General features: G+C 42.7%; 9 protein-coding genes. 8 read left to right on the top strand and 1 reads right to left on the bottom strand.

Features of this window, described 5'->3' with window-relative positions:
* Window positions 1–32 precede the first annotated feature (32 nt).
* The 8 genes from cysN (at window position 33) to ABEB05_RS02565 (ending at window position 13,104) form a co-directional block, all read left to right on the top strand.
* Window positions 33–1,325, top strand: a complete 1,293-nt coding sequence (gene cysN / locus ABEB05_RS02530) for a sulfate adenylyltransferase subunit CysN (protein ID WP_265787261.1) — start codon at window positions 33–35, stop codon at window positions 1,323–1,325.
* Between the two features lie 1,929 nt (window positions 1,326–3,254).
* Entirely contained in the window at window positions 3,255–4,592 is a 1,338-nt protein-coding gene (locus ABEB05_RS02535) for a type II secretion system F family protein (protein WP_265787263.1), read from the top strand.
* Between the two features lie 136 nt (window positions 4,593–4,728).
* Window positions 4,729–6,504 (top strand): GspE/PulE family protein, encoded by a 1,776-nt coding sequence (locus ABEB05_RS02540; RefSeq protein ID WP_265787265.1) that lies wholly within the window; start codon window positions 4,729–4,731, stop codon window positions 6,502–6,504.
* A gap of 80 nt (window positions 6,505–6,584) precedes the next feature.
* The gene (locus ABEB05_RS02545) at window positions 6,585–7,085 is read left to right on the top strand and encodes a Crp/Fnr family transcriptional regulator (RefSeq protein WP_265787267.1); all 501 of its coding nucleotides are present in this window, start codon (window positions 6,585–6,587) and stop codon (window positions 7,083–7,085) included.
* A 274-nt stretch (window positions 7,086–7,359) separates the two neighbouring features.
* Window positions 7,360–8,628 carry a type IV pilus twitching motility protein PilT gene (locus tag ABEB05_RS02550; protein WP_265787269.1) on the top strand — a complete coding sequence of 423 codons (1,269 nt, stop codon included), beginning with the start codon at window positions 7,360–7,362 and terminating at the stop codon, window positions 8,626–8,628.
* Window positions 8,629–8,641: 13 nt separating this feature from the next.
* Window positions 8,642–10,312, top strand: coding sequence for a PilN domain-containing protein (locus ABEB05_RS02555; RefSeq protein WP_265787271.1), 1,671 nt, complete (start codon window positions 8,642–8,644; stop codon window positions 10,310–10,312).
* 16 nt (window positions 10,313–10,328) lie between these two features.
* The gene (gene pilO / locus ABEB05_RS02560; protein WP_265787273.1) at window positions 10,329–11,201 is read left to right on the top strand and encodes a type 4a pilus biogenesis protein PilO; all 873 of its coding nucleotides are present in this window, start codon (window positions 10,329–10,331) and stop codon (window positions 11,199–11,201) included.
* 1 nt (window position 11,202) lies between these two features.
* On the top strand, window positions 11,203–13,104 hold the full coding sequence (locus ABEB05_RS02565) for an SPOR domain-containing protein (protein WP_265787275.1): 1,902 nt from the start codon (window positions 11,203–11,205) through the stop codon (window positions 13,102–13,104).
* On the opposite strand, the gene ABEB05_RS02570 is transcribed toward ABEB05_RS02565, so the two are convergent.
* Window positions 13,101–14,198: an alanine racemase gene (locus ABEB05_RS02570; RefSeq protein WP_265787277.1), complete on the bottom strand. Its 1,098-nt coding sequence runs from the start codon at window positions 14,196–14,198 to the stop codon at window positions 13,101–13,103. The genes ABEB05_RS02565 and ABEB05_RS02570 overlap by 4 nt on opposite strands.
* Window positions 14,199–14,221 lie beyond the last annotated feature (23 nt).

Here is a 14,221-nt window from a genome sequence, read left to right on the forward strand (position 1 = left end):
GAAATTAATTTAAATACTCAGATTCATTTACGATGAGCACCACCAACGAAAACAGCGCCAGTAAATACTTAAATATGGATCTCCTTCGCTTTACTACGGCGGGGAGTGTGGACGACGGCAAGAGCACCCTGATCGGGCGATTGCTATATGATTCTAAATCCATTTTTGATGATCAAATGGAAGCCATTGAGGAGTCCAGTAAAAAGAAAGGGGATGAGTACACAAACCTGGCACTTCTGACAGATGGTCTTTCTGCCGAACGTGAGCAGGGCATTACTATTGATGTAGCCTATCGCTACTTTTCAACGCCCAACCGGAAATTCATTATTGCCGATACCCCGGGTCACGTGCAGTATACCCGCAATATGGTAACCGGTGCTTCTACTGCTAACCTCGCGGTTATCCTGGTGGATGCCCGCAGTGGCGTAATCGAGCAGACCTGTCGCCATTCCTTTATTTCTTCTCTGTTGCAAATTGAGCATATCGTACTCTGCGTGAATAAAATGGATCTGGTGGACTATAGTGAAAAACGCTTTAAGGAAATCCGCGAGGAATTCCGGTCCTTTTCTTCCAAACTGGACGTACCCGACATTCATTATATCCCGATAAGTGCGCTCTACGGGGATAACGTAGTGGAAAAATCGGATAATATGCCGTGGTACGGCGGCTCCACGCTGCTTTATACCCTGGAGAATGTGCAGGTAGACAGCGATTACAATCACGTAGACAGCCGTTTCCCCGTTCAGTGGGTAACGCGACCGCAGTCTAAAGAATATCCCGATTATCGCGGCTATGCCGGTAAAGTAGCGGGCGGCGTTTTTAAGCCGGGCGATGAAATAATTGCTCTTCCATCCGGATTTACAAGTACGATTAAAACGGTGGAAACCTATCAAAAGGAGGAAGAGGAAGTCTTCCAGCCGATGTCGGTAACAATGACGTTAGAAGATGATATTGATATCAGCCGGGGAGATATGATTGCGAAGCCGGATAATCAGCCTTCTGTAGGACAGGATATTGATCTAATGGTTTGCTGGTTGAATAAAGAACCATTGAAACCCAATGGAAAGTACGCCATCAAGCATACTACCAAAGATGCCCGCTGCATCATAAAAGAGGTGAAATATAAAGTGAATATTAATACGCTACACCGTGTAGAGGGTGATAAGGAGATTGGACTTAATGACATCGGACGTATCCAGATCCGTACTACTGAGCCGCTTTTTTACGACAGCTATAACCGTAACCGTACTACTGGCAGCGTTATTTTGATTGATGAATATACAAATGAAACCGTGGGCGCCGGAATGATAGTAAAAAGGGATTGATAAGCTGTTCTAGGTGTTCAAAAAATAAGCTTGCCCTATTTACTTGTACATCTCTTGTTCCGTTTTTTAGTGACGATCCGCCAGTGAGTGAACCAGAAAACTGGTTAGCAGATATTGGATGGTGGATAGCAGGTCTAGGAGATCACAACTGGTTCAAGTTTGTAACTTGGACCAGTTATTAGTTTTTTTCTTACTAGTGGGGAAGGGATGGGGCAAAAAAGAGGGAGTGGCTACTTTTATTACCTAACCGCGGGAATGGATTCCCGCGCTAGTGATAGATTAACTTAGTTCTGTGTCCTACCAATCCAAGCCCTGGATTCACCTTTCTGTACCTAAACGGCTCGTTCTATTTTCAAGGCCGGAAATTAATTTTCCCCTTGTGGGAGGGTCGTAGAAAGGCTTTTGAATGCGAACTGAAGGGGGCATGGGCCCCGTGGAATGCCCATTTAGGGCCCGCTTTAGCGGATTCCATGGGGCAGGCTGAATAAATTTTGCCGACGTTCCCCGCGTCTGCGCTAACAGCCTACTGTTCATTTTTTTAATCATAAAAAAACGAACCAAAAAAATGACCGGCGATGAAAATGTTGCTGCCGTTTAGGGGCCTTCGTTAAAATCATTTAAAACTCCTCCCGATGGTCGTCAGACAAAAATAATTTTTTACCACTACGGCCCCTGCACTTTTATCAGCAACATATTCAAAGGCCGGAGGATAGGCTACTTTGAAAGCGACAAAACTAACCCGGACCATTTCTGTTTGACGAGGGGCGGGCGGTGGCTGTTATCAACGCCACGGGCCGAAGTCCGCACCGAGGAGTTAAATGGTCCTAGCGTTTTTACGAGCCTTTTGGGGCAATGCCAAAAGGCGGAATAGAATTTAAGGGCTTGCCCGGGATAATGGATTCCTGCTTTTATTACCTGCAATTCAATTCTCCTAGTAAGCACAGAGACCATGTCCTAGTAAGGGCAAAGACTCTGTCTTACTAAGGACAATCTCCCTGCTAAAGTATTACAAAGACTTTGTAAAGTAATGTCAGACACCTTGTAATAGTTTTACAATCTGTTTGCAATAGTAATGGCAAACACTTTCCCATATATATGAAAAATATAAACAACGCCCGTCATCGCTAGGGAGCGTATCGTGCGACCACGGCCTGCCTGTGCGGAGCCATGTATTGTATATGATTACCCTTGTTATGAAAGCTTCGGTCTCTTACGCTTCATAGTATAGCCTTCGCAGCTTGGGCTTCGGCGTAGTAGGCTTTCAGCGACGTAGCCCATGGGCAGGCGATCTCCCGGAAACAGTTTGTGAATGGATAAAGGATAATCCCAGATAGGTTGTAGTTCGTTACTAGGAGATTGCCACGTCGCCCGCAACCCACGGGCTCCTCGCAATAGACAATAAATATAAATAATGAATGCTAATTGATATTGTGGCGTCTCTTTCTTCCGTGATTTTCAGGGAGAACAAGTCTGACGAAGCCGTGTTTTTGGGCGTAGTTGTGCGGGATGGGTCAAAAAAAGGAGGATTACATATTAGGCATCTCGTGATTTGGTGGCTGCCGCAGTTCGTCGGAAGGGCACCCCTGATCGGGTCCATCGGGCGGCTTAATTGACCCATAATCTGTCAACCTATACCAGGATAAGCCCCCAATATCCACCATCTTCAATCTGTTATCTGCTAACCGCAAACTGCCATCCGGTATCCAACATCCGGAATGAACAACCTTGAACCTGCAACTTTTAACATTAAACTTTTTCAGCCCAAAACCTGTAATCCGATGACCGACTACTCTCATACAACTCTCAATTCTTATAAAAATCTTCCATTTTGAAGGAACGATCCACTTCACTACATTACTACTTGTATTTTATATTATGTCATACAGAAGTAAGGGGTCCCATTAATTCAATAGTAAACGTACGTAGCTAATGCCACAATTTCGATTGAAGGCTATTTCGGCTCAAGGCAAACCCATGCAGACGGAGTTTGAAGCCGATAGTAAAAAACAAGCACAGAATAAGGTAAACAGGCTTTCCAGTAAAAATGGTTTTGAAGTTAAAGCCATTCAAAAGAAAGAAACCTATGTTTATAAGGTTCAGCGCGGGACCAAAGATCCGGTGCAGGGCGAGCAAGAAGCCTATTCTAAAGAAGAACTTGAGCGGGCACTCGTTAAGCTCGGTTATAAGGTACATAGTATTAATAAAAAGTGGTTCGACTGGAAGGGAGGCGTACCTAAAAAAGATGTAGTTACCTTTATCCGTCTCTGTTCCGACCTTCTGCGTCAACAGCTGAGCTTTGATGAAATTCTGGTGCTACTGCAGGACGACACCCAGAATAAACGGCTTAAAGAGGTCATACGTACCATCCAAAAAGACTTAAAGGATGGAAAAGAAGGGGAAGAAGTATACGGTAAGCATAAGGATGTGTTTGGTGAGTTTGCGGCCTATATGTTGAGTGTGGCTTCTACCAGTGGTAATATGGCTCAGGTATTTGAAAGCACGGCCAAGTTCCTGGAGCGCGATGCGGAATTCAAGAAAAATCTGCGCCGCTCCCTGTTGATGCCGGGAATTACCGTGTTGGCAACGCTTGGAGTACTTCTCTTTTATGTGGGATATATTTTTCCTCTCACAGCCGAATTGTTTGTGGAAATGAATATTCAACTGCCACCCATGACGGCGGCAACGCTAGAGATGAGCTATTGGCTGCAGGACAACTGGATAATGTTGACGTTGGCTTTTGTGACACCCATTGCAGGCTTTGTGTACTTTGTATCTACTCCCAAGGGCAGGCTTTGGTTTGATAAAAATATCATAAAAGTGCCCGTAATCGGTGATTTGATGCACAAAACCAGTATTGAGATATTTTCCAGGGTTTTCTATACCCTTTACAGCGGTTCCGGTGAAAATATTGAAGTAATAAAGATAGCTGCTGAAGCCTGCCGTAATAAGTATATGGAAAAACAGATCAAGCAGGTCGCTATCAAAATGATGTTGAAAGAGGGAGCGGGGCTGGTGGAATCGCTAAAAGCGACCGGTGTATTTACAAATACGGCTATTAGCCGGTTCAAGTTGGGGGCAGAGTCGGGGGCCCTGCGCGAAAATGCCCATCAATTGGCACAGTATTATGAAACACAAACCACTTATAAGATGGATAAGGTGGTGGATATGATTAATCTTTTTGTCAATATTTTTATAACGATTGCCCTTATTGTTATTACTATTATTTCTTCTGAATCGGCTATTGTACAACCTGAATCGCGCTTTTAAGGGGTATGTTCGAGAAAGTGTACGGGCTGGCATTATTTAAAAGTTTTTAAAAGTATATTTAAAATATTAGGTTTCTTTAATATCTCGGCAGTTTACCCCTGGCCGGTACAATTTCTAACGTATCTTTTTTTTACAGATGGCTAATGTAAATACACGGCAGCATATTGGGAATCTTCTGGTTGATCGGGGCGTCATAACGATCGAGCAGCTTCACGAAGCGATGGCTATACTTCGGGAAGAACCGGAAACATCTAATCGTCGTTTAGGTCAGATTCTCTACCAGGATCTCGGTTTGAACCGGCATGAAATAATGCGGGAAATTTCTGCGATTTATGCTTTCCAGGAAGTATTTGAAGATAAAGAGAAGATAAGTCCCGAAGAGATCAAGGAGATAAAAGAGCATATCGATGATCTTCCTAATGATATCGTCGATGAGCTTGTGTACCAAAAAGCAATTCCACTGGAAAAAAACAGGCGTTCGGTTACCGTCGCGGCTGCAGATCCTACTGATCCTGAATTACGGGGCATTATAGAGCAGCTTAATTTTAAACAGCACGAAATTGTTTATGTTCGCTACGAGCTTATCGAACAAATGATTACCCAGGTCTATGAGCAGAAAAACGAATTCCTGGAAATGCTCGACGACCTTGATTATGAAGAGCCTGATATTGAAGAACAGACGGAAGAGGAGGTAGATGAGGAAGAAATAGATGCCGAGATTAACCAGAGTATGCTCAACTCCCTGGTGGAGGGTTTCTTGGTGGAAGGGGTTAGAAAAGGAGTAAGTGATATTCATATTGTGCCCAGTGGAAATGCATCAACCGATATTCGTTTTCGTATTGATGGTAAATTGCAGCTCTGGCATCGCCAGGAAAAAGTGAAGCCTGAAGCTATTTCTGCGGTAGTAAAGGATAAAACCCGTAATGTAGATCGATTTGAACGAGATGCAACCCAGGATGGATTTATCCAGCGTACGGTAGATAACCATAGTATTCGTTACCGGGTTTCCATAATGCCGATGGTAGGGAAACAATTTGATAGGAAATTTGAATCTATTGTCATACGTATACTGGATGACCGGAAGGTAATTACAGACCTCAACGTGCTGGGTCTGCAGGAGAAGGCGAAAGCTGATTTTGTAAAGGCTATTGAAAAGCCTTCGGGTATTGTGATCATTACAGGTCCTACAGGAAGTGGTAAGTCCACCACTCTGGTAGCGGCTCTCTACTATGTAAATGATCCGACGGTTAATGTATTAACGGTAGAAGATCCGGTAGAATATCTGGTAGAAGATGCACGTCAGCTCAAAATCGGCAACGATATGAGTTTTGATCAGGCTATGCGGGGTATCTTGCGGCATGACCCGGATATTGTACTTGTGGGTGAGATTCGGGACTTGAAGACTGCAGAAATTGCGATAAAACTGGCCAATACTGGTCACCTTACCTTTTCAACGCTGCACACAAATGATGCGCCGAGTGCTATTTCCCGGCTTTATAAAATGGGTGTGGAGCCTTTTCTGATTGCCAACGCGGTTAATTTGATTATGGCCCAGCGGCTGGTTCGTAAGCTCTGCGATAACTGTAAAGAGGAGTACAAACCACATCCGGAAACAGCCAAGGGGATAGGGTTTACGGAAGAAGAAGTCAGAGATACTACTTTTTATCGTCCGGTTGGGTGTGATAAATGTACCAAGGGATATAAAGGGCGAACTGCTATTATGGAAGCGCTTTATTTTGATAAAAAAATCCGGAAAATGATTCTTGAATCCGGTAGTGAGATTGATGAGGCGGCTATTAAGGAACATGCAATCAAGCAGGGAATGCTTAGTTTACGGGCTTCCGGAAGGGAGCGTATTAAAAACGGAGTTACCTCTATTGATGAAATAATGGCGATAACCATAGAAGATTAATAAATGAGTATGTTGGTATGCAGACTCTCAGCCGGCACAGTGATTTGCGGGTGACCTCAATTTAAATATGAAGTTGTTCTATGAACGATTTTAATCCATCACAAAAAAAGACAACACCGGATTATATCCGGCATTTTTTGAAAAATCCGCCGCTGCTATTGCAGAATTTTCATTATGAAGATAAGATGGAATTTTTGAAGATAGGATCAATTCACAATTACAGTAATGATGAAGTAGTGGTAGAAGAAAATAAGCAGGTAGATTCGGCTTACCTGGTAACACGCGGAAAGGTGGGGATATGGAAAGAAAATATTCAGCTCACTTCTTTAGGAGAGGGAGATTTTGTTGGAGAAGCATTTTTGTTTAGTCCTAACAGCCGTATAGCAAAAGTAATTTCTGAAGGTGACAGCCAATTGCTTAACTTTAAACGATATGAAACCTTAAACTTTTTTAGAAAAAGGCCGGAAAAATTATTTAATATTTTCACCCGTAATATTATCGAAATTCAACAAGCCAAGATTACAGAGACAAATAATCAGCTTATGCAGGTAAAGAGACAGCTACTGGATAAGCATGAGTAGGGAACCTTCAATGGATTCTACTTAAAGTTGTAGCCGTAATTCTAAATAACTATACTATGAAAAGTCGTTGTGCTTTTTAAGCCATTAGTATTAATTGAGTTAGCGTAAACAAGCATAAGGGAAGTTTTGTTAATTATTTTTAATAAACGTTTTAAAAATTCCCTTTTTAATGCTAAAATACATCTAACATCTGTTAGAAAGGTACCCGGGATACAGAATTGGCTTCTTTATATTATATATATAGCATAAAATCTATACATGGTAACATTTGAATATGGACGCAGGGATACAAAAAGATAAAATTAAGGATCTGATTGCTCCGATGGCAGGGAAGCTTAGCCCCAATTTAAGCGGGGTTGATCGTCATGAAACGATCGGAATTATTATTGCCAATCAGCAACCCGAGGTGCGTTCCGAGCTGAAAGGAGTATTGGATGGATTGCTTCGGAAAATGTACGATAACGAGGCTTCCGATATTGACTTGGGGGGACCCGGTTGTAAGGGGAAAGTCTGGTATCGTATCTATGGAGACAAATCTCCTGCTAAATGGAGTCCTGAGTTTACGCTTACTGAGACCGATTTCCTGCTTCATAATATTATGATGCCATCCCAGCGTGAGCGGCTGCTTAAAGAACGAAATCTCGATTTTTCCTATTCGTTGGAGGGAGGATCGGATGACGACAGTTTTTCCAACCGGTTTAGGGCCAATATCTATTTTGATATTGAGCACCTTGCACTGAATATGCGTAAAATTGATAATGAAATTCGTCCCTTTAAAAATCTGGAACTCCATCCGGAAGTTGCCAAAGCCTTAAGTCTGCAATACTATAAATATGGACTGACCTTGGTTACCGGTATTACAGGCTCGGGTAAGTCGGCGACTCTTGACACCATAATTGATGCCAATAATCGAACGGTAGATGCTCATATTGCGATTATCGCTTCACCGGTTGAATTGATTCACCGACCAAAGAGATCGGTAGTACGGCATCGTGAAGTGGGAAGGGATGTTAAGTCTTTTAAAGAAGGGGCGGTGCAGTCCTTGCGTCAGGACCCCGATATCATTGTTATTGGTGAGCTTCGTGATCCGGAAACGATTATGACTACTCTCGAGATAACAGATTCGGGTCATAAAACTTTTGGTACCTTGCACACGAGTTCTGCGATGGAAAGTATTGAGCGTATTTTGGGAGAAATTCCTGTGAATGAACAGAACAGGGTGCGTACACGTCTTGCTGATGTGCTTACCTGTGTAATCAGTCAGAAATTAGTACCCAGCCTAGATGGCAAGCGCGAGTTGGCAAAAGAAGTGTTGTTGGTAACAAGCTCCGTTAAAGCCGCCATTCGCAATAATAATGTGAATGAAATCTATCAGATGCTGATGGAAGGAGGCAAAAAGGGTATGAATACCATGGAACAAGATTTAAAGCGTCTCTATGATGAGGGTAAAATCTCTAAAGAGGTGGCAATGAACAATGCCAACAATAAGAAGCGATTAAGTGACTTACTCTCACAGGATCAATTTGAACATATCAGTGGATAGGATAACCTGACGGATGTTTGGAAATAAAGAATTTACGGGAATTAGTCTGGAAAGCGACCTTCTTCGTCTCGCACGTATTGAGGTGGTTAATAATAAATTCAAAATTAAAAAACTGGATCAGTTTTCTCTTGTTGAAGAAGTCTTTTCAACGGCTCATACCGAAGATGTCCAGCAACAGGAAGAGGAGGTTGATCAGGCAGAATCGGTCTTCGGCTTTGATGAACTTGACGATGAAGAAGAGGAAGAAGATATAAGTTTTAGCGACCTGGAGGGTGGAGAGGAAGGATTTGTCTCCGACATGGTACAAGAAACGCAGGAAGCCCAGTCCAATGACATTCTCTTATATACTGTTCTATCGGATATAAATAAAGAGACGCTTCACCTTGGGTTGAACGTACCTGCTGGTAATACCATTTATCAGATTATCAGCAATACGGACTTTAGACAGGTTGAAGAGGATGATCTGAAAGAAGATCTCGAAAATAAGTTGGAATCTATATATGGGGTGCCGCAATCACCTGATAACTATTCGTATGAGATTCGCGAAGACGGCTCGCTGCTTTTGGGATCCGTTGACGAAGAGTCGCCCACGCTCTCCATGGTAAATGCTGCCCGGGAATATTATAGCGGCAAGCTTAAGGTAGAAGAGATCCTGGCCGATGAAATGGTACTGGTTGGACTCGTACGAATGAACTACGAGCTTGCCGAGGATGAGATAAGTTGTATTATTCAGTGTGGCAGAAAAGTGAGCCGGGTTATTTTCATGCGGGGAAAGGAAGTTTGGCTGGTCGCTCCGCTTATTAACGAAGGAACCGACAGCCGTTCCTTTTTGAATACGGTCTTTAGTAAGATATTATTCCAGCTGGATACTGGTGAGGTACCGAATCTGGATCGTATTCTGCTTGCCAATAATACCCTGGGCAATTCAGCCATAAAGTTTTTTAAGGACAACTTTCCGGATGTAATTGTTGAGAACCTTACCTTAGACGAGAAATTATTTGATTTTAGTGCGGTAAATTCTGAGTCCGTTCGTACTTTTACGACGGCTATTGGAGTAGCACTGGGAGCCTCCGGGTCGGCGACAGAAAATTTCCCTAAGCTTTCCTTTCTCCCCTCGTATGTAAAGGAACGGCAAAAGATATTTAAGTTGCAGTGGCATGGTATGGTACTGCTGTTTCTGATATTTCTGTCTCCGATTACTTTTAACTACTTATATAATCAGAATGTCCAAAAAATAGAAACGGCAGAACGGGAACTCACGCAGATCAATTCACAGATCACCCAGATAGAACCAATTGTTGAAAGTACCAACGAGATTAAAGATAACCTGGCAATTTTAAGGGAAAAATTGGTATTGCTGGACACTCTCTCACAAAATAGTATGGAATGGTCGGTAAAGTTTGATATCCTTAATGATGGAATTAACCAGGTTAACAATAGTTGGATTACCTCTATGTCGGAATCAGATGACGGCGTTTTTATACAAGGATATGCCCTTAATAGAAATAGAATCCCCCGCATCGTAAATATATTTAATGATGCTACTTTGCTGAATGTAACATCCGAAGAGATACGAGAACAGGAGGTGTATAACTTTTCAATTTTAGTAAAAGGTTTTGTTGCCGATCCTTCGGTTTATTCTCCCGATTCCCCTGATGAAGTCCAAGCATTAATAGAAAATTAAAATTCTGCTGTAGTATATGTCATATGCCGTTCGAAATACACTGGTTTTACTTTTAGTGCTGCTTATATTTGTCGGCGCGGGATGGGGCTATATCTATTTTGTTCAACAACCAAAAGTTGAAGATCTGCAATCACAAGTAGCTGAAAAAAGGACAGAGCTGCAGGAAAAAAGAGCCATAGCGAATCAATATCCGACGCTTAAAAACCGTTTTGATAAAGCTACTGAATACTTTAATAGTTATGATAAAGCACTCTATGGAAGTAGTGATGAGGATGACGTATTCGATTTTTTAAATCGTATTAATACCGGTTCCGCTGCTACCGATTTTTCCTTTTCATTTTCCGACTCTACATTTCAGGAAGAGTATGGTACACTAAATATGGAAATTACGGGGGAAGCACCATATAGTAATTTTGTGAATTTTATGCGGCAGATTGAGCAAAGTAAGCCTTTGAACAAGGTAGATGATGTAACGGTCAATCCTATGGCAACAGAGGATTCGCACAATTTTGTCAGCTTTAGTTTTTCCCTGCAGAGTTTTTACGATCGGGTGGCCCTGTTGGGTGAGCCCTCTCTTGACGTGACCAATAATTTACAGGCTTCAATACCGAATCCTTTTTTCCCGCTTATTCGGTCCATAACAGCTAATGAAAATGGATTGCTCGATGTTGAGTCAAGCACTCTTGTGGCTGTCAGTAGCAACAGGGTTTTTATGATGAATCAAAATGATACCATGCAACAGCTTTCACCAGGAGACCGGGTCTATTTGGGCAGACTCTCTTCTATAAATGTAGAACAGGGTGCGGCTACTTTTGAATTAAATAAAGGAGGGATTGTAGAACGCATAACTCTCCGGGTAAATAATGAAGATGGAAATCAAAGTAACTGATATGACTATTAGTAAAATTACAACCTCTGTACTTATAATTTTTGTATTTTCGTGCCTAGCACCTGTGGTATTATTAGGACAGAATAGCGATCGCATGCCTGTGCGTGAATATACCAATCCCGACGAGGTTGTAACTTTTGACCGTTCCATTTCTTTTTCCCGGGCGCTGGATGTATTTAATGAATTTTCCCAGGAGTATCGGGGTAAAATGATTATTGACCGTACGGGAACAGAAGGAAATATCGGTATCTCTATTCCTTCCATGCACTGGATGGATGCTCTTGAAACTATTTTAAGGGTCAAACAGCTACGGCTTGTTGAACAAGAGGAGTTTTATGAAATCGTATTTCCCAGAGAAGGAGCCACAACGGGGGGGCAGGCTACTGCCAGTGGAGAAGATGGAGAAGGGCCTGCCGCAACTATCGATACCCGGGAAGTACGGATTAATGCTATCTTTTTCGAGGGCAACAGGCGCGCGCTTCAGGAAGTGGGAGTCGACTGGTCTACCTTAACGAATAATGTTCCTGATAATGTTGGTTCTTTTGTAAATGAACAACAAGGCGGCCAGGGTGGTGGAGGAGGCGGCCAGGGAGGACAGGGTGGACAAAGTCAGGGGCAGCTACCTGCCGGTGACGATTTTATCGGTCCCTTCGTTTCGGTTAACTCCAAAGGTGCACAGGATGTATCCCAGAATGTATTTAATTCCTTGATTAACCTGGGCGAAATTGGCAATACCGGGATACGGGTACAGGCCTTGTTTAGTGCTTTTGAAGCGGATAACCTGGGCGAAATATTAGCCTCACCTACAATAAAGGTTGTTGATGGTCAGGAAGGAAGAATTCAGGTAGGACAGGACTTTTCCATTAAACAGCGTGATTTCGCCGGTAATGTGGTGGAAGAATTTTTTAGCGTTGGTACTATTCTTACGGTCACACCACAAATTATTACCCATAACGATACTACTTTTATTCATCTGGACATTGATGCTGAACGTTCTTCAGCTCAACCTGATCCCGTGAGTACTATTATCAACAAACAGCAGGCAGAAACAGAAGCGCTGCTCTTGGATGACGAGGCAACGATCCTAGCCGGTTTGTACAGAACTGAGAAAACAGAAGTACGGCGGGGTGTGCCCATATTGAAGGATCTTCCCCCATGGTTTTTTGGTCTGAAATACTTGTTTGGATATAATTCGCAGGATTATCAGATGAGGGAACTGGTAGTGTTACTGCAAGCATCTATTGAGCCTTCTATTCAGGACCGGTATGATAAACCGGATACCAGAAATAAATTTGAAATTATTCAGGATGAACGCGATCGATTCCGTCAGGATATCAGGGACAGTCAGCGCGAATTAAATAATGAAGGCGTGATGGATGACCTGGAGGGCAAAAATACCGAAGATCCCGATTCCTTAACGGAAGATACAGAGCAGCCGGAACCGGAAGATAATTATGACAAGAATCAGGAAAGAGACTCACCTGATGAACAACGTTCTGAGAACCAAGTGCAGCAGGAGAAGGAGGAAACACCTAGAGTTAGGGATCCGGAAGTGGAGGTTAAATCGGTAGAGATCGCAATGGATGAAGAGGAGGATCGCGATGACCAAAATAAAACGGATACTTCGGTAACCGAAGAGGAAACAGACACACCGGCACGTTCTGAATCTACAGAGGCCGAATATTACATTATTGCCGGTTCGTTTAGTGTCCAGCAAAATGCTGTGGATCTGCAGAACGAGTTGCAAAATAAGGGATATAACTCAACTATTATTCAGAAGTCAGGTTCCTCAATGCAAATGGTTACTTTTGGAGGCTATGACGATTTTGGAGTGGCGCAATCTCAGCTAAGCGAGATCCAGACGAATGAAAATCCGGATGCGTGGCTTTATCGCAGCAATTAAGAAAAGGATATTATTTCTTCCTGACTTTTCAGGAGTCGGTAGCGTCCCAAAAGATTTGCTGTTAGACAGGAGTGAACCGGTAAGACCATCAGTGTATCGCCTATAGCAAAGCGATCAAAAGTTGTATCTGAACATTGTATGATGCCGTGCTCTTGGGAGAGTTTCATAAGATAGGTGTCATTGTCCATAATCTTCCATCCGTTATTCTCCTTTTCCGCTATCCATCCATAATGTTTAAGTCCGTTAATGGTTTCCAGCACTTCCTTAGAGAAGTGGATAGCGCCTCCGTAGATCGCGATCTGATTGCGATCAGGGTAACGGTCAACTATAGGGCAGGTGACCGCTGTCGCTATATCTGAGACCTTACAGCTGCCAATTTGATACTGCATCAGATCATAGAAGACAAAATTACCGGGACTTATAGCATCAATGGAGTCAAAATTTGTACACTTCGAGCAGCATGGAGTATCACCAATACAAACCTCATAAGATGAGGTAGAATCTGAAACAATTGAGCGTAACTGCTTTATTTTCCAAGCAACAGTTTGATGGATGTTCTGAATTTCCTCCATAGAGCGGGCATTATAGGAGTGACCCGGGTGGGAATAAAACCCTTTCCAGCTGAGTTTATCCACACCTTTTAAGACATTTAGGAGTTGATTAATTGTTGATATATCCTCAGTGGGTATCCCGGTTCGTTTGGATCCGGTATCAATTTCAATATAGCAGTCAACATCCGCTGTAAGCTTTTTTTGGAGTTGTTGTGCGGTGAAAGTGGAATTTACCAATAAGGTCAACCTTACCTTTTCCGCCAAGTCGTTGATAGTTTCTATCTCTGTTAAGTTTACAGGAAAGGCAATGGTAATATCGCTCCACCCATTTTCGGCAAAATAATTTGCCATAGTCACTGAGGAGACGGTTATCGCTTCTACTCCCTCCGCTTTGAACCAATCCCCGATGTGAGCCGATTGATGAGTCTTCATATGGGGTTTAAAAGTCAGATTATGTTTCTGTGCCTTTTGAGACATCCGCTTTATATTGGCGTGGGCAATATCTTCATCAAGCAGAAGGGTAGGTTTTGTTATTGGATGCATATATAAAGTTGAATTAAAGTTCT

This window comes from Fodinibius salicampi, from assembly GCF_039545095.1.
Taxonomy (GTDB): Bacteria; Bacteroidota; Rhodothermia; order Balneolales; family Balneolaceae; genus Fodinibius; species Fodinibius salicampi.